Source organism: Sphingomonas sp. SKA58 (assembly GCF_000153545.1).
GTDB lineage: Bacteria > Pseudomonadota > Alphaproteobacteria > Sphingomonadales > Sphingomonadaceae > Sphingobium > Sphingobium soli.
Genome location: NZ_CH959306.1, coordinates 369,858 through 391,247, shown reverse-complemented (window position 1 = coordinate 391,247; position 21,390 = coordinate 369,858). Strand labels below are relative to the sequence as shown.

Annotated in this window: 22 protein-coding genes, 1 tRNA gene and 2 pseudogenes; 10 read left to right on the top strand and 15 right to left on the bottom strand. The window is 61.7% G+C overall.

The window, feature by feature from the left end:
- Positions 1–2 precede the first annotated feature (2 nt).
- The 8 genes from SKA58_RS02305 to SKA58_RS02270 all read right to left on the bottom strand — a co-directional run bounded on the left by SKA58_RS02305 (position 3) and on the right by SKA58_RS02270 (position 7,191).
- On the bottom strand, positions 3–749 hold the full coding sequence (locus tag SKA58_RS02305; protein WP_009820724.1) for an SDR family oxidoreductase: 747 nt from the start codon (positions 747–749) through the stop codon (positions 3–5).
- Positions 750–760: 11 nt separating this feature from the next.
- On the bottom strand, positions 761–1,759 hold the full coding sequence (locus SKA58_RS02300; RefSeq protein WP_009820723.1) for an acyl-CoA dehydrogenase family protein: 999 nt from the start codon (positions 1,757–1,759) through the stop codon (positions 761–763).
- 3 nt (positions 1,760–1,762) lie between these two features.
- A complete protein-coding gene (locus SKA58_RS02295) occupies positions 1,763–2,938 on the bottom strand; it encodes an acetyl-CoA C-acetyltransferase (protein WP_009820722.1) in 1,176 nt (391 codons plus the stop codon).
- A 17-nt stretch (positions 2,939–2,955) separates the two neighbouring features.
- On the bottom strand, positions 2,956–4,134 hold the full coding sequence (locus SKA58_RS02290) for an acyl-CoA dehydrogenase family protein (RefSeq protein WP_009820721.1): 1,179 nt from the start codon (positions 4,132–4,134) through the stop codon (positions 2,956–2,958).
- Positions 4,135–4,138: 4 nt separating this feature from the next.
- Positions 4,139–5,287, bottom strand: a complete 1,149-nt coding sequence (locus tag SKA58_RS02285; protein ID WP_009820720.1) for a thiolase family protein — start codon at positions 5,285–5,287, stop codon at positions 4,139–4,141.
- Positions 5,284–5,706, bottom strand: coding sequence for a Zn-ribbon domain-containing OB-fold protein (locus tag SKA58_RS02280; protein ID WP_009820719.1), 423 nt, complete (start codon positions 5,704–5,706; stop codon positions 5,284–5,286). Before SKA58_RS02280 ends, SKA58_RS02285 begins: the two co-directional genes overlap by 4 nt.
- Positions 5,707–5,773: 67 nt before the next feature.
- Complete coding sequence (locus SKA58_RS02275; RefSeq protein ID WP_037542027.1) at positions 5,774–6,571, bottom strand: helix-turn-helix transcriptional regulator; 798 nt, start codon at positions 6,569–6,571, stop codon at positions 5,774–5,776.
- Positions 6,572–6,573: 2 nt separating this feature from the next.
- Positions 6,574–7,191, bottom strand: coding sequence for a TetR/AcrR family transcriptional regulator (locus SKA58_RS02270; RefSeq protein ID WP_009820716.1), 618 nt, complete (start codon positions 7,189–7,191; stop codon positions 6,574–6,576).
- Between the two features lie 117 nt (positions 7,192–7,308).
- Here SKA58_RS02270 and SKA58_RS02265 point away from each other — a divergent pair, with 117 nt between their 5' ends.
- Positions 7,309–8,061, top strand: coding sequence for an SDR family NAD(P)-dependent oxidoreductase (locus SKA58_RS02265; protein ID WP_037542026.1), 753 nt, complete (start codon positions 7,309–7,311; stop codon positions 8,059–8,061).
- 82 nt (positions 8,062–8,143) lie between these two features.
- On the opposite strand, the gene SKA58_RS02260 is transcribed toward SKA58_RS02265, so the two are convergent.
- A complete protein-coding gene (locus SKA58_RS02260) occupies positions 8,144–8,833 on the bottom strand; it encodes a carboxymuconolactone decarboxylase family protein (protein WP_009820714.1) in 690 nt (229 codons plus the stop codon).
- Between the two features lie 152 nt (positions 8,834–8,985).
- Between SKA58_RS02260 and SKA58_RS02255 the strand changes: the two genes are divergently transcribed.
- The 6 genes from SKA58_RS02255 to SKA58_RS02230 are packed head-to-tail and all read left to right on the top strand — an operon-like array spanning position 8,986 to position 15,064.
- The gene (locus SKA58_RS02255) at positions 8,986–9,873 is read left to right on the top strand and encodes an SDR family NAD(P)-dependent oxidoreductase (RefSeq protein WP_037542025.1); all 888 of its coding nucleotides are present in this window, start codon (positions 8,986–8,988) and stop codon (positions 9,871–9,873) included.
- Positions 9,870–10,622 carry an SDR family NAD(P)-dependent oxidoreductase gene (locus SKA58_RS02250; RefSeq protein ID WP_009820712.1) on the top strand — a complete coding sequence of 251 codons (753 nt, stop codon included), beginning with the start codon at positions 9,870–9,872 and terminating at the stop codon, positions 10,620–10,622. The genes SKA58_RS02255 and SKA58_RS02250 overlap by 4 nt, the downstream gene beginning before the upstream one ends.
- Entirely contained in the window at positions 10,619–11,779 is a 1,161-nt protein-coding gene (locus tag SKA58_RS02245; protein ID WP_037542024.1) for an acyl-CoA dehydrogenase family protein, read from the top strand. Before SKA58_RS02250 ends, SKA58_RS02245 begins: the two co-directional genes overlap by 4 nt.
- Positions 11,780–11,817: 38 nt before the next feature.
- Entirely contained in the window at positions 11,818–13,218 is a 1,401-nt protein-coding gene (locus SKA58_RS02240) for a DUF1254 domain-containing protein (RefSeq protein WP_009820710.1), read from the top strand.
- The gene (locus tag SKA58_RS02235) at positions 13,215–14,285 is read left to right on the top strand and encodes a phosphotransferase (protein WP_009820709.1); all 1,071 of its coding nucleotides are present in this window, start codon (positions 13,215–13,217) and stop codon (positions 14,283–14,285) included. Before SKA58_RS02240 ends, SKA58_RS02235 begins: the two co-directional genes overlap by 4 nt.
- On the top strand, positions 14,282–15,064 hold the full coding sequence (locus tag SKA58_RS02230) for an enoyl-CoA hydratase/isomerase family protein (protein ID WP_009820708.1): 783 nt from the start codon (positions 14,282–14,284) through the stop codon (positions 15,062–15,064). Before SKA58_RS02235 ends, SKA58_RS02230 begins: the two co-directional genes overlap by 4 nt.
- A 130-nt stretch (positions 15,065–15,194) precedes the next feature.
- Here the strand turns inward: SKA58_RS02230 and SKA58_RS19995 are convergent.
- Positions 15,195–15,380, bottom strand: a pseudogene (locus tag SKA58_RS19995) (integrase core domain-containing protein); the annotation flags it as partial.
- Between the two features lie 335 nt (positions 15,381–15,715).
- Between SKA58_RS19995 and SKA58_RS02220 the strand changes: the two are divergent.
- Both SKA58_RS02220 and SKA58_RS02210 read left to right on the top strand, forming a co-directional pair.
- Positions 15,716–15,997, top strand: coding sequence for a TonB-dependent receptor plug domain-containing protein (locus SKA58_RS02220; protein ID WP_009820706.1), 282 nt, complete (start codon positions 15,716–15,718; stop codon positions 15,995–15,997).
- 60 nt (positions 15,998–16,057) lie between these two features.
- Positions 16,058–17,257 (top strand): annotated as a pseudogene (locus SKA58_RS02210) (IS3 family transposase).
- Positions 17,258–17,669: 412 nt separating this feature from the next.
- Here SKA58_RS02210 and SKA58_RS19755 read toward each other — a convergent pair.
- The 3 genes from SKA58_RS19755 to SKA58_RS02200 all read right to left on the bottom strand — a co-directional run bounded on the left by SKA58_RS19755 (position 17,670) and on the right by SKA58_RS02200 (position 19,109).
- Positions 17,670–18,176: a hypothetical protein gene (locus SKA58_RS19755; RefSeq protein ID WP_156784128.1), complete on the bottom strand. Its 507-nt coding sequence runs from the start codon at positions 18,174–18,176 to the stop codon at positions 17,670–17,672.
- 242 nt (positions 18,177–18,418) lie between these two features.
- On the bottom strand, positions 18,419–18,739 hold the full coding sequence (locus SKA58_RS02205) for a helix-turn-helix domain-containing protein (RefSeq protein WP_009820704.1): 321 nt from the start codon (positions 18,737–18,739) through the stop codon (positions 18,419–18,421).
- Positions 18,729–19,109 carry a type II toxin-antitoxin system RelE/ParE family toxin gene (locus SKA58_RS02200; RefSeq protein WP_269572087.1) on the bottom strand — a complete coding sequence of 127 codons (381 nt, stop codon included), beginning with the start codon at positions 19,107–19,109 and terminating at the stop codon, positions 18,729–18,731. The genes SKA58_RS02205 and SKA58_RS02200 overlap by 11 nt, the downstream gene beginning before the upstream one ends.
- A 466-nt stretch (positions 19,110–19,575) precedes the next feature.
- Here SKA58_RS02200 and SKA58_RS02195 point away from each other — a divergent pair, with 466 nt between their 5' ends.
- Positions 19,576–19,779 carry a helix-turn-helix transcriptional regulator gene (locus SKA58_RS02195; RefSeq protein ID WP_009820702.1) on the top strand — a complete coding sequence of 68 codons (204 nt, stop codon included), beginning with the start codon at positions 19,576–19,578 and terminating at the stop codon, positions 19,777–19,779.
- 59 nt (positions 19,780–19,838) lie between these two features.
- Here SKA58_RS02195 and SKA58_RS02190 read toward each other — a convergent pair whose 3' ends face one another.
- Together SKA58_RS02190 and SKA58_RS02185 are read right to left on the bottom strand one after the other, a co-directional pair.
- On the bottom strand, positions 19,839–21,074 hold the full coding sequence (locus SKA58_RS02190; protein ID WP_009820701.1) for a tyrosine-type recombinase/integrase: 1,236 nt from the start codon (positions 21,072–21,074) through the stop codon (positions 19,839–19,841).
- Between the two features lie 163 nt (positions 21,075–21,237).
- A tRNA-Glu gene (locus tag SKA58_RS02185) sits at positions 21,238–21,312 on the bottom strand.
- Between the last annotated feature and the right edge of the window lie 78 nt (positions 21,313–21,390).

Below are 21,390 nucleotides of genomic sequence, written 5' to 3'. Positions count from 1 at the left end.
CATCAGGCTACCGTCCGGCCGTTGTCGATCACGATCTCAGCGCCGTTCAGCCGGGCGGACTCGTCCGACACCAGAAACAGGACGAGGTCGGCGACATGCTCCGGCTGCCCTTCATGCCGTTGCGCGGCTTCGCGCAATTCGGGCGCGGCGAATTGATAAGCGTCACGGACCATCTGCGTATCGTGCGAGCCGGGCAGAACCACATTGGCGCGAACGGGATAGCCCTGCTGCTGGCAATGGACGATCAGGCTGCGCGTCATGGAAAGTATGGCGCCTTTGGCCGCGCTATAAGCGAAAACCGACGGATTGCCCCGGATCGCGGCCACCGACGCTATGTTGACGATCGATCCCGCACCGCTGGCTGCAAGCGCCGGCAGGCAGGTCCTGCATCCCAGAAACGTTCCTTCCGCCGAAACGGCCATCACGCGGCGGAATACCTCCAGCGACGACTGCTCGACCGTCTCGAAAGCCGCGATGCCCGCATTGTTGACCAGCGCATCAAGACGGCCATGCGCCCACATGATCTTCGTCAGCGCAGCCTGCCACTGTGCTTCGGAGGTCACGTCCAGACGCAGCGCTATCGCGGCCGGGAGCCCGTCCGCGACCCGTTGCGCTTCTTCCTCATCCACATCGGCGACGATGACCCGCGCGCCCTCGCGCGCCAATGCTTCGGCATCGGCCCGGCCCAGCCCGTGCGCCGCGCCGGTCACGAGAACGACCTTTCCCTCGACCCTGCCTGTCGTAGCCATGGCCGATCCCGTCAGGCCGCCAGGGCAGAACGGGCGGCGATTCCACCGCCGTGTAAGCGTGACAGCAGTAGCACCCGACGCAGCCCACGTCCGACCGCGAGTTCATTGGTGACCCCCATGCCGCCATGCAGCTGCACCGCTTCTTCAGCAAGCTTCAAGGCAGTATCGCCAATATAGGCTCTCGCGGTCGTCACAGCCCGGGTCCGTTCTTTTTCCCCGACCATGGCCGCTTTCAAAAGAAGCGAGCGAGACTGCTCCAGCCAAGTGTACATCCGGGCGCAGCGATGCTGCACGACCTGAAAGCTCGCGATCGGCTTACCGAACTGATGGCGTTGTTTGACATAGTCGACCGTAAGGTCGAGCAATGTCGACATCGCGCCAACCAGTTCGGCGATGATCGACAGGCCGGCGAGAGTGTGCGCTTCTGCCCAAAGGCTTGCGGGGGCCGTGAGCGGTTGGGCCAGCGCCGCATCGAACCGCACATTCGCCGCCATGCTGCCGTCCGCCAGGCGAACCGGTATCCGGCGGATGCGGCTGTCCTGCACATCGACCAACAGAAGCGCGCCCGCTTCCGTCTCCACGACGAAGGCGTCGGCATTGACCCCGTCCCGGACGATATCCGCCAAACCGGAGAGCCGTCCATCCACAACTTCGCCGCCCCGAGCAAAAGCGAGCAAGGCGTCTCCCTGCATCAGTCTGTCGGTCCAACCTCCGACGGCCTGATCAGCGGCCAGCGCGCGCCCGCACAGCAGGATGGCTTCGGCCAGTGGCGTGATCGCAAGCGCGCGTCCCAGCTCTTGCGAGATGATCATCACCTCCACCGCACCGCCACCCAGCCCACCGGCCTGTTCCGGCATGAGCAGAGCGAAGAGGCCGAGCTCCCCCAACGCGCGCCAGTCGTCGGAGGACATCGGCCCTTTCGCCATGGTCGTCGCGTCGTAGCGGTCCGCCAGAAAGCGGCGGACCATGTCACGGACCATAGCCTGCTCATCGCTGAGCGCGAGGTTCATGGCTCAAAGCACCTCGATGATCGAGGCGTTGGCGATGCCGCCGCCTTCGCACATTGTCTGGAGGCCGTAGCGCTTGCCCCGCGCCTTGAGCGCATGGATGAGCGTCGCCATCAGCTTCGTGCCGGTCGCGCCGAGCGGATGGCCGAGCGCGATCGCGCCGCCGTTGACGTTCAGTTTGGACGGGTCCGCATCAAGTGCCTTCATCCATGCCAGCGGGATGGGCGCGAAGGCTTCGTTCACTTCAAACAGGTCGATGTCCTTCATCGTCATGCCCGCGCGATCCAGAACGCGGCGGGTTGCAGGGATCGGTTCCTCCAGCATGATCACCGGGTCGCCAGCCGTCACCGCCAGATTGACGATGCGGGCGATGGGCTTCAGGCCATGCGCCCGAACCGCCGCTTCGGATGCGACGAGCACACCGCTCGCCCCGTCGCAAATCTGGCTAGCAGCGGCGGCGGACAGCGTGCCTCCCTCGCTGATCAGCTTGACCGAGCCAATCGACTCCAGTGATGCATCGGCCCGCACCCCTTCGTCGCGATCATGCACTGCCTGCTCGCCGTCCGCAGTTACGATGGGCACCGGCACGATCTCCCGGTCGAATGCGCCCGCCTTCATCGCCGCCGCCGCCTTCTCGTGGCTGGCGAGCGCAAACCGGTCATGATCCTCACGGGTGAAACCATATTTGTCGGCAATCATCTGCGCGCCCTGAAACTGGCTGAACATCTCCACGCCATAGCGCTTTTGAATCGCCCCGGAGAAAGGATTGGCGCCGATTCCGCCGGCTTTGGCCAGCGTGATGGCTGATCCCATCGGCACGCGCGTCATGCTTTCGACGCCGCCTGCAATGACGATGTCCTGAAGGCCTGACATGACCGCCTGCGCCGCGAAATGCACCGCCTGCTGGGATGATCCGCACTGCCGGTCGATCGTCACGGCCGGCACGCTGTCGGGCAGGCTGGACGCGAGCACCACATTGCGACCGAAGGCGAATGTCTGCTCGCCCACCTGGCTCACGCAGCCGATGATGACATCGTCGATCGCTGCGGGATCGACACCGGCGTCGGCGACCAGTGCGTTCAGAACGAGGGCGCCAAGATCGGCGGGGTGCCAGCCGGCAAGGCGGCCATTGCGGCGGCCACCGGCGGTACGGCGGGCAGAAACGATATAGGCTTCAGGCATGATGCGTCCTTCTTTGTCTAAAGGCCGAGCGCGGCCTTTGCGATGAGGGTGAGCTGGATTTCGCTGGTGCCGCCGAAAATCGACCAGGCGCGAGCGTTGAGATAGCGGGCCGCCGCGACCTGCGCCGCCGGCGAAACGACAGGCGCGGGCATGTCGCCACCATAAAAAGGGCGTTCGCCCGGCAATTGAAGGCCGGCTAGTCCGAATGCGTCCACCGCCAGGGCCTCTAAGCCCTGCCGGATTTCGGACGCCAGCAGCTTGGTGGTCAGGCTGCGCGGGTCGGGCGCGGCGCCATGCTCAATCTCAATCAGCGTCCGAAGCTCTGTCATTTCAAGCGCTTCCGCCTCCAGTCGAAGTCGAAGAGCGCGGTCGGCGAGTTCGCCGGTCAATGGGCCTGCCGAAGTATGCAAACGGGCAAGGTCAGCGAGGATCGCCGGCGCAAAGCTTGACCCTCCCCGCTCATTCTCCAGTAGAAATTTTGCGATCGACCAGCCTTGTCCTTCGTCGCCGACACGGTCGGAAACAGGCACCCTTACCTCATCGAGGAAGACCTCGTTCAGCTCGTGATCGCCGGATGCGCTGAGGATCGGCTTTACGGTGACACCCGGCTGCGCCATGTCGATCAAAAGGAAGCTGATGCCTTTTTGCGGCTTCACTTCGGCGTCGGTACGGACCAGCGCGAAAAGCCGGTTCGCATACTGGGCCTGCGTCGTCCAGATCTTGTGGCCCGACACGATGTAATGATCTCCCTCGCGCACGGCGCGCGTCCGCAGACTGGCAAGATCGGAACCCGCGCCGGGCTCCGAAAAGCCCTGCGCCCAGAAATGTTCTGCCGAGCGCAGACGCGGAAGATAATAATCCTGCTGCGCCTGGGTGCCGAATGTGTAGAGCACCGGCCCCACCAGTTTCAGCCCCATACCCGGCAGGACAGGAGCGCCCGCGTCAGCGCATTCCTTCTCAAAGATCCAGCGCTGGATCGGCGTCCATCCCGGCCCGCCTGCATGATCGGGCCAATGGTAGACCAGCCACCCTTTCGCTTCCAGAATTGCCTGCCATTCGCGCGCAATATCGGGTTCTGCAAACACCCCGGATGTCAGTCCGGCTCCGCGTCGCAGCCCGGGCGTAAGCGAGGCGGCGAGAAAAGCCCGCACCTCCTCGCGAAAAGACTGCTGATCTTTGGTAAGGGACAGGTCCATGGCGTCAACGCTCCACGATCGCGACAGCGGAGACGCCGGGTGCGCCATAGACATGGCTATAGCCCAGCCGCAGCTTGCCAGGTGCCTGCCGCGCACCCGCCTGCCCGGTCAACTGCATATAATTTTCGTACACCTGGCGAAGTCCGGATGCGCCGATCGGCTCCCCACAGGCAAGACATCCGCCGTCGGTGTTGACCGGCAGGTCTCCGTCGATCCGCGTGCGACCTTTCGCGATCCACTCGGTCTGGTCGCCATCAGCGCAAAAGCCATTCTCGGCCATGTGCATGATCTCCGCGCCCACCTCCGTATCCTGAAGCTGCGCGATGTCGATATCCTCGGGGCCGACGCCGGCCATATCGTAGGCCGCTCGCGAGGCGATGCTGGTCGGCGAACCACCGCGTTCAAGATCAAGCGCTGGCGAGAAAACCTCGAAGGAGCCCGGGGGGCGGGTACGAACGGCTGCCGCGCGCAGTCGCACCGCCGGGAGGCCGAGTTCGCGCGCCTTTTTGCCGCTCGCCAGCAACAATGCCACTGCGCCCTCTCCCGGCGAGCAGAACATGAACTTGGTCAGCGGATCGCTGACCATTTGCGAATTCATGATGGTATCGATGTCGACCGCTTCGCGCCGCCAGGCATGATCGGCAAGGACGCCGTTGGCAAATGCCTTCTCGGCGACCGCGCCCAGCGCGTGCGGGGTGATGCCGTATATGCTCATATAACGTTGTATTTTCATGGCAAAAAATTGGGTGGTCAGCATCAGCCCGGTTTCGCCATACCAGTCCGGCAGGCCCCAATCCGCGGGAAGCGGTGAGAATGAGCCGCGCGGATGCTTGTCGAACCCAACCGCAAGCCCCAGATCAAACTCACCAGACTTGATCGTGCTGTAGGCTCCGAACATCGCCGAGCCACCCGTCGCGCACCCATTGGCGACATTGATAAAGGGAATGCCGGTAAGTCCCAGCTCCGCCACCATCGTGTCGGCGTTCCCCGCAGCATCCGATCCGCCGAACGCGAACTGAATGTCAGGCCATGCCAGCCCCGCGCGATCGAGTGCCTGCCTGACGGCGAAGACTCCCTGCTGAAGGCCCGAAAGATCAGGGGTGCGACCAAAGGGGTGAATGCCTGCACCGACAATGAAGACGTCGTCGCTCATGCGCCTTGCCCCTCGTCCGCTGTGAACCCGAAGCTGGTGCGCAGCGAGCCGTCCGCCAGCCGGAAGGGCAGCGGCACGACCCGCATCGCCATACCGATTTCCAACGCGTCGAATGCCACGTCGACCAGACGTCCCTCGACGATCAACGCACCCTCCAGTTCGATATAGCCGACCGCATAGGGCTCGAATGCGTCCGGGCCGGCATATGGTGGGGATTTGGGGCGAAACCGCTGAACGGTCCACGACCATAACCGACCGGTCCTGGGCAGCACCAAGCGCTCGTACCGCGTATCGTTTTCGGTCCGCGCCGGAAAACAGAGCCGCCCGGTCGCGCGCTCGCGGGACGCAAGCAGAGCGACGCCCTCGGTATCAGAGCGGATCAGGTCATCTGCGATCGGGACTTCCAGGATGTCGGGCACGGCTAATCTCCTGCCGAAGATATAGCGCCCGACCGTTCGGTCTGCTTCTGACCAATGCGACAGGGGCCTAGCTGATCATGCCCAGAAATCCGAGCTGCGCGGCCTTGAACATCGTCTGATCGCGGTTCACGGCGTCAAGTTTTACCGACGCCGATCGGATGTGAAATCGCACCGTGGTGCGTTGCAGACCCAGAATGATTCCGATTTCCTCGTTCGTCTTTCCGGCAGCCGCCCAGCGCAGGCATTCCACTTCGCGCTTAGTCAACGAAATGCTGGCCAGATCGTGGCGCGCCCGCGCCGTTACCTTGGAATAGCTTTGCACAAAGGCCCGCGCCAGCACGGCCAGCGCGTCGGCGGCAGACGAATAGGCATCGGACAGGTCATTGGTGTCGGGTTCAGGTGAAAGGAAGCTCGCCGCACCGATCTGACCGAACGGCAGGTGGATGGGAACCACGATCGCTGCCGCCGTCATTGCTCGGATACGGAAATCGTGCAGGTCGATCAGATCGAGCAGCGGGTTGGGCAAGCGGGTGCGAAAACCGTGCGCATTACACCAGAACGGCTCCGCTTCGACCCGGCAGGCGTGAACGATCGGCGAGGAAAGGGCAAGCTGGGGCACCTCCCACCAGCGCGACTCTTCGCTGCGGAATCCGAAAACCTCACTTGCAAGCACCGCACCATCGCCGTCTCGCATCGGTTCGCGGGAAGCCACATTGTGCGTGACCGCAGTGTGCAACCCACAAATATCGACCACTGCATCACGCAGTCGCTCTGCCGCCGGTCTTATGCCACCGGGTTCCGAAAAGCGGATAGCGTCGATCAAGCTTTTGGACGGCATCGCGCAGCATGGGCCGATAGCGGACATGGTCAGTTACTCTTCAAACTCAACCCTTCGAAAAACGGCTGGCAAATCGCGTCGGCGACATCTTCCGGCGATCTCCGCTTCGCCAGCGGAGGATACCATTTATAGGCCCAGTTGCACATGCCGAGGAAAGCCAGCGTCGTGAGCCCCGGATCGCAGGCTCGGAATTGGCCGTTCGCGATACCCTGCTCGATGATGCCGCGCACCCGCTGGAGATAGGCATTGCGCTGCGCCCGGATATGCTCGCGCATCTTGCCTTCCAGATCTTCATAATGGTCCATAAACGCGCGAACATAGCCCGGATGCTCTGCGATTTGTCGCAGGATATCAACGCATGCTGCGTGCAGGCGCCTCAGCGGATCGTCCGATCCCCGTTCCTCATCGAGACCGGCCAGCAGCGCGCTCATATGCGCGTCGTGCATAGCGAACAGGATCGCACTCTTGCTCGAGAAATAATGGTATAGTGTCGGCTTGCCGAGGCCGACCTCATCCGCCAGCATCTGCATCGAGGCCTTGTGATATCCCACCCGGTCGAAAAGCGTCGCGCAATGCCCGAGTATCTCGTTGCGCTTCTCGTCATGCGCTTCGGTCGTCTGTCGTTTCTTTGCTGCTTCTCGCGCCATTGTCGGCTCTGTTCCCTGTTCCGCGTCCTACCTCTCACAAAGGCAAGTCGACCGTCTGGTCGGTTCCTCCTAGGGATACGGCTGGATGACGAGAATGCAAGGGCGAGGTAGTGGACAATGCAACTTAAGGGCAAGACAGTACTGATCACCGGAGCGAGTTCAGGTTTGGGCCGGCATTTCGCTCATCTTCTGGCGCGTGAGGGAGCGAGGGTCATAGCCGCGGCACGCCGGGTGGACGCGCTGGCCGCGCTTTCCGACGAGATTGACCGGCAGGGCGGCACCTGCATTCCCATCGCCATGGATGTCACCGATCCGGCTGCCGTCGCAGCAGCCTTTGAACAGATCGAACGGAGCCTTGCCGAACCTCTCTCAATCGTCGTTAACAATGCAGGGGTTGCCCATATCAGCGCGGCGCTCGATCTCAGTACATCGGAATGGGCGCAAGTGCTCCAGCCCAATCTGACCGGCGCCTTTCTGGTGGCCCAACATGCGGCGCGCATGATGCGTAACGAAGGCGGAACGATCGTCAACATCGCCTCGATTCTGGGCGAACGCGTGTCCAAGGGACTGGCCGCGTATGCAACCAGCAAAGCCGGACTGATCCAGCTGACGAAGGCACTCGCGCTGGAATGGGCGGCGCTGGGCATCCGGGTCAATGCGCTCGCCCCCGGCTATATTGAAACCGACCTCAATCGCGACTTTTTCGCATCCGATGCGGGGCTACGCCTCATCTCGCGCATCCCGCAGAAGCGGCTAGGCCAAATGCACGATCTGGACGGTCCGCTCCTGCTGTTGTGCTCCGACCAGTCGCGCTACATGACGGGTGCGGTTATCGCGGTGGATGGCGGGCATCTGGTCAGCGGCCTTTGAACGCCGGATTCCAGTGCGGTTAAAGGATTTGCAATTCGCTCCAGCTCTCCCGGCCAATGAGGCGAATTCCAAATCCACCACATTAAGCGTCCATTGCGGTCGCGCCGATAACCCATGCCGACAGGCCAGCGGTCGGCACGGCGCAGATTATCGCCTCTGCCACCGCTTCGTCGCTGGCACCGGCGGTTCGTGCGCCTTTGATATGCACTGATGCCCAGGAACTATAGTCGGCAGCCAGGACGGTAACGAGCAACAGCTCGGCATATACAGGCCCCAGCGCCGTCCCCGACAATGTACCCTCACGCATGAGATAATAAGCGTCGGCGCCAAGCGGCTTGAGCTCGAACAACTTGCCCAGTGAAGGCGGCATCGTTCCGAAATACTGAAGAAAGTTGGCCTCTGCTTCGCCATCTTCCACGACCATGTCTTCGTCTGGCCAATCGGGATCGTCGGCTTCCGGGAATGTCTCCTGGTAGATATCGTAAAAGCGCAGCGACGCCCCCTCGCCGCGCACACTCGCAAGGATCGCCAAAGCCGCGCCGGCTTCCGCCTCGGTCAGCCCATCCGCCCGGGCCAAGACCAGTTCCCGCTGCGCGAGCTCCCGATAGCCCTTGATCGTAGCCGCGCAGGCGACGAACAGACGCTTGATTCTGGCAGGGACCGCGCCATCGGTATCGATAATCGCGCGCCACCGTCGGAAACCGGAAACAGTCTTAGGCGCGTCACGACGCAAGCGGCCGAGACTGGTGAGCGGTGGCAGAAGATCAGTCATAGTCTCTCCGATAATGTCTGGACCGTCCGGTCGGTTGACTATGGCTATGCCGCTTCGCAAGCGCGGTCAACATCCGACAACTAGTTGACGTCCGACCGGACGGTCGACTACACTCTCTTGCATAAAGGCCGATGCGAGAGGAGCGTGCCCGGATGAGAGACTTTATGGGGCAGACGGCCGTTATTACGGGAGCGGGCAGCGGCATTGGTGCGGCGCTTGCGCGCCTGGCCGCGCAGCAGGGCATGAATCTCGTCCTTGCGGACATCAATCTTGCCGATCTTGAAGCGGTGGCTGACACCATCGACGGTTCGGGTATCGCGCTTCAGAAGACCGACGTCGCTGATCCGGAAGCAGTACAGGCTCTCGCCGACCTCGCCTGGTCCCGCTTCGGCGAGGTATCTCTGCTGTGCAACAATGCCGGTGTCGTTCCCGGCGGTCGCCACCGGTTCGTCTGGGAATATGCGCCGGAGGACTGGCGCTGGGCCTTTGGCGTGAACATGGACGGCGTCGTAAACGGCATCCGCAGCTTCGTGCCAAGAATGTTAGCCGAAGGGCGTCAGGGGCATATTCTCAACACGGCGTCTGTGGCCGGCTTTGTCAGCGGTGAAGGGTCCGCCGTATATGGCGCGTCAAAGCACGCCATGGTGCGCATTACCGAAGCGCTCTATGCCGGCCTTCGCTCGCTGAACGCACCGATTGGTGTGACGATGCTGTGCCCCGGCCTCGTCGCGACGCGGATTTACGAGGCCGAGCGATCGCGCCCGGCCCATTTGCAACCTGCCGACGGGCAACCGACCGAAGCCGCCGAATTCCAGTCAATTTCCGACAATCTGTTCCGCAATGCCCCCTCCCCCGAGGACGTGGCCGCGCTGGCGTTCGACGGCATCCGCAAGGATCTGTTCTACGTCTTCACCACCGCACGGTACGACGGACCAATCGAAAAAAGGACGCAAGCCATTCTGAAGCGGGAAAATCCTCAGTTCGACAGTCTGATTTCTCTCAGCAAGGGCAAGGCCGATTCAGAGGAGGAAAGGATATGAACAGGCTCGACGCGCGGATTGCGCTGATAACAGGTGCGGCGTCCGGCATCGGGCTGGCCACCGCCCGCCGTTTCGCGGAAGAAGGCGCGAAAGTCGTCATGGCAGACCACAACGAAGATGCCCTGTCGAGCGTGTTCGCATCGCTCCGCGGCGACGGGCACCAGACGGTCACGATGGACGTCACCGATGAACGGGCATGGGCCGCGTTGGCCGAACGGATCGACGCACAGTTCGGGAAGCTCGACATTCTGGTGAACAATGCGGGTTTCGGCAAGTTCGCCTCGATCACCGATACGACACTGGAGCAGTGGCGATCGATCATCGCCGTCAATCTCGACAGCGTGTTCCTGGGCACGAAATATATGATGCCTTTGCTCGCCGCATCGGGCCAGGGCGCGATTGTGAACATGTCCTCCATTCGCGGTATCGTGGCCGGCCCCGGCACCGGCTCCTACTGCGCCGCGAAGGGAGGTGTCCGGATGTTCACCAAGGCGACCGCGATTGAATGTGCGGCGGCGGGCAATGGCATACGAGCAAATTCCATTCATCCTGGCCACATAGCCACTCCCCTGACTGCGCCCGCCCATGCCGATGCGGAAATCGCCAAGACCCTGCTGGCGGATGTCCCGCTGGGCCGGATCGGACAGGCCGAAGAGATCGCGGACGGCATCCTGTTTCTGGCAAGTGAGGAATCGCGCTACATGACGGGTGCCGAGCTCGTGATCGACGGGGGGAGCACGGCGCAATGACCGAGCGAGCAACTGCTATCGCGTCAAGGGTGGAATCCTTTGTCCGGGATGTGGTCGTCCCCTATGAAAGCGACGATCGCCTCGGTTTCCACGGACCGGCGGACGCACTTGTCAGCGAACTTCGCGCCAAAGCGCGGGAGGCCGGCGTGCTGACCCCGCATATCCTGGAGGACGGATCGCATCTGACCCAGCGGGAAACGGCGATCGTTCTGACAAGGACGGGCCTGTCTCCCCTCGGTCCGATCGCATGCAACACCGCCGCGCCGGATGAAGGCAATATGTATTTGCTGGGCAAGGTCGGGACCACCGAGCAGAAAGCCCGCTTCCTCGACCCGCTGGTGAAAGGCGAAGCACGCTCCGCCTTTTTCATGACCGAGCCCGCTGAAGCGGGCGGCGCAGGTTCCGATCCGTCGATGATGCAGACCTCCTGCCATCTCGACGGCAACCATTGGTGCATCAATGGCCGAAAGAAGTTTATTACCGGGGCGGAAGGCGCTCATGTCGGCATCGTCATGGCGCGATCCGACGACGGCGCATGTATGTTCCTGGTCGACCTGCCCGATCCGGCGATCCGGACAGTGCGCGTGATCGACACGATCGACAGTTCGATGCCCGGCGGCCACGCCGAAGTCGACATCGTCGATCTGCGCGTCCCGGCAGACCAGATGCTGGGTGCCAGCGGAGAAGGGTTCACCTATGCCCAGATACGCCTCAGCCCTGCCCGCCTTTCGCACTGCATGCGCTGGCTCGGCCTCGCCATGCGTGCGCACGAAATCGCCGCTGAATATGCTTGCCGACGCCATGCATTCGGCAAGCAGCTCGTCGATCATGAAGGCGTCGGCTTCATGCTTGCCGACAACCTCATCGACCTGAAACAGGCCGAACTGATGATCGACTGGTGCGCAGGCGTTCTCGACACAGGATCGCTCGGCACGGCGGAAAGCTCCATGGCGAAGGTCGCGGTGTCGGACGCGCTGTTTCGCGTCGCGGATCGGTGCGTACAGGTGATGGGAGGAACCGGTGTTTCCGGCGACACGATCGTCGAACAGGCATTCCGGGAAATCCGCGCGTTCCGGATCTACGACGGTCCAACCGAAGTCCATAAGTGGAGCCTCGCCAAAAAGATCAAGCGCGAATGGAAGCAAGGACAGTCATGAACATGAGATCATATGCACCTGCCGCGCGGTCGGTGGCCATGCTCCTGCCACTTCTGGCTTCGAGCGCGGGGCATGCCCAGACAAGAAGTTTCGCCGCGCCGGAAGCCCCGGCCACCCGATCCGGCTATGGCGAAGACCTGCTGCCACGAAACGAGAAGGACCGCGCCGCACTGCTGCGGACCACCGCGTTCGAGGCGACCGTTTACGGCATGTCGGCGTATCTGCAATATGAACAGCTTTATCGGCAAGCGATTGACCGCGGTTCCGACAACTATACCGGGTTCAACCGCTTCGCGCATGACCGAAACCTTGCCGGGCCGGACTATGCCACGTTCAAGGTTCCCAACACCGACACGCTTTACTCCACCGCCTGGATAGACCTCAGCAAGGGGCCGGTCGAAATCGATATCCCGGCAACGCAGCTCAAATATTTCACGCTCAACATCTTCGACATCTTCGGCAATCCGAGCAATCTCAGCAATCGAACGATCGGCTTTGAGGGCGGCCGCTTCCTGCTGGTACCGCGCGGATGGAACGGAACTCCGCCAAAAGGGGTGAGGATCTATCACGCGGCAACCACCCAGCTCTGGATTCTCATGCGCGCCTTTGCCCAGTCCGATGCGGAAGTCCGGACGGCGCGCGCCTTTCAGGATGCAGTCAAAATCATCCCTCCGAAAGAAGGAGAAGAAACCGCGAATGTAAGTGGCTATGCGTCCCCCCCGCCTCCCGCTTCCGGCGCCTTGGGCTATCTTCGGGTGCTCGACTATGTGCTGCGGACCAACGGATGGCAGCCGGGCGAAGCGGCGCTCGTATCGCAGTTCCGCTCGCTCGGCATAATGGGAGACAAGGCGTTTGATCCGGACGCGCTCACTCCTGCTGCGCAAGCGGCGATTGAAAGCGGCTATACGGAAGCGCTGGGCATGCTTACCCGCGCCAAGGCGCAACTGGGCGAACCCACCGGTACGGGGTGGATGAAGGTCAACAAGGCCGTTTACGGTTTCAATTATGTGCGCCGGTCCGTCATTAACATCGCCGGGCTCGGCGCGAATGTGCGAGAGGAAAACGCCTCCTACACCACCTTCGTCGATGGCAAGGGCGCGACATTGGATGGCGCATCCAACCGCTACACGCTCCGCCTGCAAACACCGCCGCCCGTCAACAGCTTCTGGTCGGTCACGCTCTACGACTCGAAAACGTTTGCCCTATATCCCAATCCGCTCGGTCGCTATCTGGTGAGCGACCGGACAAAGGGCCTCAAGATACGGAAAGACGGCTCGATCGATATCCGGATACAGCATGACGCCCCCGCCACCGGCAATTGGCTGCCCGCTCCGGCGGGGCCGTTCTTCGTCGTGATCCGCGCCTATGGACCAAAGCCTGCCATGCTGAACGGCCAATGGCTGCCGCCCCCCATCTCTGCAGACCGGGGGGCGCAATGAGCGCTCCGGCTGATAGCAACAGCGGAACGGCGACCGTCCGCCCCGGCTATGAGCTGGATCTGGAGGTGCTGGATGGCTGGATGCGAGCCAATGTCGCAGGCTATGCCGAGCCGCTGGAAATCGAGCAATTCAAGGGCGGGCAGTCCAATCCGACCTATAAGTTGCGTACGCCCGGCAAGACGTATGTCCTGCGCAAGCAACCGCCCGGCCCTCTGCTCAAGGGCGCGCATGCACTCGATCGGGAAGCAAAAGTGCTCACCAGCCTTTCGCGGGCAGGATTCCCGGTCGCAGCCATCCATGGCCTGTGCACCGATCCCACCGTCATTGGCACAATCTTCTATGTCATGGACATGGTGGAGGGCCGCATCTTCTGGGACGCTGCGTTGCCCGACGTCTCCCGCGCGGAAAGAGCCGCGCTCTTCGATGCGATGAACGGGACGATCGCCGATCTTCACAGCATTGATTTCACTGCCATCGGCCTTGCAGACTATGGTCGGCCCGGAAACTATTTCGAACGACAGATTGCGCGCTGGTCCCGCCAATATCTTGAGGATACGGCGGCCGGGCGCGATCCCCATATGGATCGCCTGGTCGAATGGCTCCCCTCCCACATCCCCGACGGAGAGGAAACGAGCATCGTCCATGGCGACTTCCGCCTCGACAATCTGATCTTCCATCCCACCGAACCTCGCATTCTGGCTGTGCTCGACTGGGAGCTTTCGACGCTGGGACATCCGGGTGCCGACTTCGCCTATCATGCGATGATGTATCGCATGCCGCCGCATATCGTCGCTGGTCTGGGCGGGACCGAACCTGCCGCGCTCGGCATAGCCGACGAAGCGGCCTATCTCGCCGCCTATTGCCGGCGCAGGGGGCTGGCGGGCATGCCCGGCTACGACTTTTACGTTGCCTTCAACTTCTTTCGGCTCGCAGCCATATTTCATGGCATCAAGGGCCGGGTCATCCGCGGCAACGCCTCATCCGCGCAAGCGCGCGAGCGCGTTGCGGTGCTTCCCGAACTCATGCGTCTGGCGTGGCAGCAGGCGGAAAAGGCGGGCGCGCAATGAACAATCCTGCCATCACGCTCGACATCCGGGACGGCATCGCCTGGCTGACATTGGCGCGGCCCGAAAAGCGCAATTCCGTCGATCCCGAATTCGCATTCCGCCTCAATGAACTGGCGGAGCAATGTGCGGAGGACGCGAATATACGCTGCGTCGTCCTGACCGGAAGCGGGAAATTCTTCTGCGTTGGAGGCGACATCGACGCATTCTCCGCAGCCGGAGAGGATGCCGAAGCGGCAGTCGGTGCCCTTGCCCGCAGTTTCCATCGCGGAATCCATCGGCTCGCTACGATGGAAAAGCCTTTCGTCACGGCGATCAACGGTCCTGCGGCAGGCGCGGGACTCAGCCTTGCGATATTGGGAGATATCGCGCTTACGGCCGCTTCCGCGCATTTCACCTCGGCCTACAGCGCGGTCGGACTGACGCCCGACGGCGGCGCGTCATGGTGGTTGCCGCGCCTGATCGGGATGCGCAGGGCGCAGGAGATGATATTCACCAACCGACGGATCGGCGCCGAGGAAGCGGCGGGAATGGGCCTTGTGACACGTGTGGTTGCCGATGATAGGCTGCGCACCGAGGCGTCGGCCGTCGCATCGACGCTTGCAAAAGGGCCGATCCGCGCACTCGCCAGATGTCGCTCTTTGCTGGTCGAATCGGTAAACGCCGACCTTTCCACCCAACTAGATCGCGAAGCCGCCTCTATTGCCGAGTCCGCCGGAGCGGCCGAAGGGCGGGAAGGAGTCGCCGCTTTCCTGGCGAAGCGACCGCCGCATTTCGTATGACCGCAGGTTGAAGGACAAGGCGCGCTACAAGCGCATGACCGTCGCGACCATGTCGGAAGGTCGGTGCCTTTGCCATGAGACCCAAGCAGCTCAACTTTCCGCTCAATCCGGATTATGGTACTGGCTCCGCTTTATCGCGCAGGCGTGCATTGAATCTCTCGATGTAGCTGTTTTCCCATCGACTGCCCGGCTCGATGTTGAACGTGGTGACGTCGAACCTTCCCAGCCATTTGCGCACCGCGTGGGCGACGAACTGAGGACCGTTGTTGGACCTGATATGCTCAGGTGATCCATGCTCGATGAACAGATCGGCCAGCACATTGACCTGCCCACCTGGTCGACCTCGGAACCGAGCCTTTTGTTCGGACGCTCGCTCATCCGCCGTTGCATGGCGACAACCCGTTGTTGCGCCTGGCGCAACAACTGTCCCGGTTTCGTCGATACCGCATGTCATCGTTCGGCTCTATCCGAGCGCCAAGCGCACACTCGGGGGATCGGCCATGCATAAAACGTCCATCATTGCCTCTATTGCCTTTGTCTGCATCCCTGCTCATGCCCAGACAGAGAGCAAGGAACCGGTTGCCAATGACATCGTCGTAACTGGCACACGATCGGAAGGGCGCGCGGCGCTGGCCTCCTCTGCGCCGATAGATGTCGTGTCAGGCGATACAATTGTCGGACAGGGTTCAGCGATCTCGGGCTGCTCTCAATTTCCTTCAGCCCTCGATCAATTTCGCACGCGCCGCGACCACTGCCTCCGCCGCCAACACGAGACCAATTACCATGCGAGGCCTGTCTCCTGACCAGACACTCGTCCTGGTTAACGGCAAGCGCCGCCACGCCAACGCCGTCCTCAACGTCAACAACAGTATAGGGCGAGGATCGGCGGGTGTGGACCTCGACACCATCCCCGAAAGCGCCATCGAGCGGTGATCTGCCCCCCGCTGAGTGGCCCAGAGACTATGATAGTCTGGACCATGAAGGGGACATTGAATGCCGAGCAAGAAGCACAAGCCAGAAGAGATCATCGGCAAGCTGCGTGAGGTTGAGATTGTGCTGGCGCAGGGAGCCTCGACTGCCGAGGCGTGCCGGCGGATCGCGGTCAGCGAGCAGACCTATTATCGGTGGCGCAAGGAGTATGGCGGCCTGAAGACCGATCAGGCGCGGCGGATGAAGGATCTGGAGAAGGAGAACCAGCGGCTGCGCCGGGCGATCTCGGACCTGACGCTAGACAAGCTGATCCTGCAGGAGGCTGCACGGGGAAACTTCTGAGCCCCGCGCGGCGGCGGCGCTGCATCGATCAGGTGCGACGGGATCTGCCAGTCCGTGTATCCGAGCGACGGATATGCCGGGTGCTGGGTCAGCATCGATCGACGCAGCGCAAGATACCGCGCGGGGCGGATGACGAACAGGCACTGACCGAGGACATCATTGCATTGGCGAAGCAATATGGTCGTTACGGCTACCGCCGGGTTACAGCGTTGCTGTGCCATGCGGGGTGGACGGTGAACCATAAGCGGGTCGAGCGGATATGGCGGCGTGAAGGACTGAAAGTCCCGCAGCGCCAGCCAAAGCGCGGGCGTCTATGGCTCAATGACGGATCGTGCATCCGGCTGCGGCCCGAGTATCCGGGGCACGTGTGGGCCTACGACTTCGTCGAGGGGCGCACGCATGACGGCCGCAAGTTCCGCATCCTGACGATCATCGACGAGGCCAGCAGGGAATGTCTGGCGCTCATCGTCGCACGGAAGCTCAAACACGAGGATGTTCTGGCGGCCCTGGCCTACCTGTTCATCTCGCGTGGGCCGCCAGCGCATATACGATCCGATAATGGTAGCGAGTTTATCGCGACCGCCGTCCAGAAGTGGCTGGGGCAGATAGGCGTGAAGACCCTCTACATCGCGCCGGGATCACCATGGGAAAATGGCTATAACGAAAGGTTGGGCTTCGCCCGGCCTGCGGCTCAACGGGTCGCTTCGCGACGAACTGCTCAATGGCGAGATCTTCTACAGCCTCGCCGAGGCCAGGGTGCTGATCGAGGCATGGCGGCGGCATTACAACACCGTTCGGCCCCATAGCAGCCTGGGCTACCGGCCGCCGGCACCGGAAACGGCGACACCGCCATATCCGGCCTCCGGTTCCGCTTCGCTCCACCTCCGTCCGGATATGGCGGCGATGAGCTTAATGAACTAACAAACCAATCGGTCCACTCGGTGGGGGCAGATCACGCAGACCAAAGCACTTCCGATTGGAATGGCGGTAAATTTTTCCGCGCAGACATCATTGGGGTCGCCACAGTAAATGAGGATGCGCCCTTAGGTCTGGTTGTTAGAATAACAGATATCCAGAACCTCCGGCGGGTTGGAACGCCTCCCCGATTGAAAACCGTCAGTTTTTAAAGATATCTCGTCTGAACGCTGACATTCCGCTAACCATCCGTCAGCGCCGTTCTCGCGTTCGATTCATGCGGATATATACCGGACCGGCAGCATCGGCGCGACTCGCCGCACCTTTGCCCCGGCTGAATCGCCAGGATGGGTGGTTAGCGGACTGACTGCTTAGAGGCGCCTTTGCTCGATATAGCATATCAAATCGAGAGCGCGGGCTATTTCTGCATACCGGGGTAAGCCGATATATATGCCGGGCGGACGCGCCTAACCAGCCGATCTATTTCGACATTATATGGCCTTTGCGCATACCCGTAGCCGTTGGCACGCAGCTCTGCTCGATACATGTCATGGCCACCCGAAAGAACTACTCTTATTTTTTCTCCGGCATTTGGAAGCCCTATGTCGCAAGAGCTAAGGTATATCACGAATATAAATTCGCCTTTATTATGTGGTCCTTTCCACGTGTTTAAGACCTTCAGCATCGCCATTGGCGTGAGGCCTTCCTTCCACGCCGAGCCAAAGGTCATCGGCGAAATAACTTCAGCATCGACGACGGAATCAGCTTTGGAAAATGCGCTTTGAGCTGCTTGCCTGATTCTTGCAGGCGATTTTTCGATACGAGGATACGAACATGCGTGCGCAGGAAACCTGGATAGCACCAAAGCAGACAAAAGCGACAAAGGCACAAAACCGATCCGTTGCGTGATGGCGTGAAGCGTCATCAACGAACGATGAGACAAGATGCAGCTTGCTGCAATACCGGATCGCGTATGTCCGCTTTCGGGATACGCAAAAGAAGCGCAGAGTGACCACAAATGGTCGATGGCCGACGGGCAGCTATTTCTGCCTGCGACCTGTCCCCTGCCCCAAAAGAGGACGGGCAGCTATAGCGACCTGCACGCCGGAAAGCCGACAGTCTCAAATCGGCCATTGTCCGACAAAACAGGTTTTCCGACGGGGACAGCTACGCGACCGCCTGCAATCCCTTGCGTTGGATAATGGACAGGAGGCGCAGGGCAGGGCCGCCGGGCCGCTTCACACCGCGTTCCCAATCCGACACCAAATTGCGCGAGACGTTGAGATAGGCGGCAAACACCGGCTGCGAGACATGCTCGCGTTCCCGGATCGCACGGATTTCATCGCCTGCCAGCGCAGGGGCAGGGGCAAGGCACGCCTCATCGAACGTCCGCAGCGTCGCGCGCGACACCACGCCCGCGTCATGGGCGTCGCTCATCATTTCATGGATCGCGCCCGCAATCTCGCTGCGATAGCCCTTATCCTTCATCACCGTTCCCATCTTCGATCTCCACCAACGTTCCCGACGCCACCAGTCGGTCCAGTTCCTCACCGCTCCATTCCAGTGCCTCGCCCGCCGCGTCCCGGAGCAGGGCCAGGTCCGCCTTCGATATGTTCGCCTGCGCGCTCTTGGCGAACCCGAAAGCGAATATTGCCCGGTCGCCCTGCCGGAACAGGATCAGCGTGCGATAGCCTCCAGACTTGCCTTGTCCGGCACGCGCGACCCGCTGCTTGACGACGCCGCCGCCAAGGTCGGCATCCACCAGACCGCTTTCTGCGCGCTCTACGGCTTCACAAAGCGACGCATCGGCAATCCGTTCCTTTCGCGCGAAGCGCTCGAACCAAACATTTTTGAAGATGCGCGCGATGCGGTTCTCCTGCTTCTATGGCTGCATATAACACTTAGCGTTATATTTCAACATGGATGGGAAGGAACGACACGGTATCGGCCTTCTTAACAGCGCATAGGCTGCGGGTGAGCATGAGTTTGCTTCATCACACTGCGACGGCGATCCTTAAAAGGAGCCTGAAATGTTCGACTCGGCCTGACGCCTTCTGGCTGTCCCCCGAAACGGGGCGGATGCGAAGGCTTGGCATCAAGTTTTTGGTACAGGCTGGGAAAAAATCTTCGCTGATTGTCATCAGTAAGAGGCCTACGCCAAATTCCGCCGTCTTCCGCCGCTGACCGCCAATTGCCGCCAGCGTTCACCGACCCATGAAAGCGTAGCTGCCAGCACGCCCGGAATACTCTTGTCCGGGACGGCAAGGCATCCAATGCTCGTGGCCGGGGGCGCGTGCAACATCCTAATTTGAAGAGACTGCTCCATGAACAACCCTGATCGTATCATTCGCCTGAAAACCGTCCTCGCCCGCACAGGGCTTTCCCGCACGACGCTTTATCGCAAGATGGGCGAAGGCACTTTCCCGCGCCAAGTGAAGATCAGCGTCCACGGCGCTGGCTGGCGCGAGTCCGCCATCAACCGCTGGATTGCCGATCCGGTAAGCTACCGGGAGGAGTTGGGCGTTTGATCTTGTTGCCGTGCCCCGCCTGTTCGGGACAGGGGCACGGCAACTTCGATGGTCTGTCATCAGGCGGCTTGGTTTTTCGCCTTTCCGAACTTGCCGGTTACGACCTTCTGCCCGTCGCGCAAGAAGTCGAGATGGTCAGACCAGTGCTGCATCATGCGGACCCGTTCGTCCCAATATTCGCCCCGCGTGTAGGCGCGGCGCACGGCGTTGTTGTCGCAATGGGCAAGCTGACGCTCGATCGCGTCTGGATGCCATAGACCCATTTCGTTGAGCAGCGTTGCCGCCATCGCCCGGAAGCCATGGCCGGTCATTTCATCCTGTGCGAAGCCCATGCGCCGCAGGGCAGCGTTGATGGTGTTCTCCGACATGGGCCGGTCCACCGAGCGGAGCGACGGGAACAGGTAGCGGCTATAGTCTGCATCGTGTTCGATGGTGCCAAGGATCGCCAATGCCTGCCGGGAGAGGGGAATCGTATGGGCGCGACGCATCTTCGTCTTGTGCGCTGGGATGGTCCACAGCGCCTTGTCGAAATCGAAGTCGGCCCATTCGGCATGGCGTAGCTCGCCGGGGCGCACGAACACATGGGGAAGTAGTTGCAGCGCCGCCTTGGTGTTGGCTAAACCCTCGAACGCCTCAATGGCCCGTAACAGTCCGCCTGCATTGTCCGCACCGGTGATCGCGGCGCGGTGGACAGGCCGGGGCGCGATCAGCGCGCCGCGCAGGTCCGCTGCCACGTCACGCTCCGCGCGCGCCGTAGCGATGGCGTAGCGGAATATTTGACTGCACGTGCTGCGCAGGCGCTTGGTCGTCTCATAGCGGCCCTTGCCCTCCATTTTGCGCAGCATTGTCAAAACCTCCTGTGCGGTGATGGCGGTGACCGGGCGTTTGCCCAGCGACACATTGATGAAGTCCAGCAACCAGCGCAGCTTCTTCATCGTGACGGCGGAGCGGCCTTCACGCTCGACTTTCACAAGCCATTCGTCGGCGACGGCCTTGAAGCTGTTGGCGGCGGCAACGGTGGCGGCAAGCCGATCCAGCTTTGCTCTCTCGGCGGGATCGTCACCCTTCGCCAGCACCTTGCGGGCGGCGTCGCGCTGCTCGCGGGCATCGGCAAGGCCGATGTCGGGATAGACACCGAACGCCAGCGTCTTTTGCTTGCCGAGATGGCGGTAATTCATCCGCCAGTAGCGTCCGCCGTTCGGCGTCACATGGAGGAACAGGCCATCGCTATCGGTGAGTTTATAGGGCTTTTCCCGGCCCTTGGCGTTCTTGATGGCAGCAGCGGTAAGCGCCATGATGGTATCTCCGTCTCGGGGAGGGCCGCGCTACCATCAGACATACCATCAACATGCTGGTATCCGGTGGTCCGAGACCGCTCCGTATGGGATACCTATACCACGAAAAACCGCAGAATTCCGCCGTTCCCGGCACTTCCTGAAACCCTCTGGGAGAGGATTTTGGTGACCCCTACGGGAATCGAACCCGTGTTTCAGCCGTGAAAGGGCCGCGTCCTAACCGCTAGACGAAGGGGCCGTTCGGCGGCGCTGCCGGGCAGCGCTGCGAAGCGAGGGCGCAATTAGGCGGGGACGGGAAAAGGGTCAACCCCTAAAC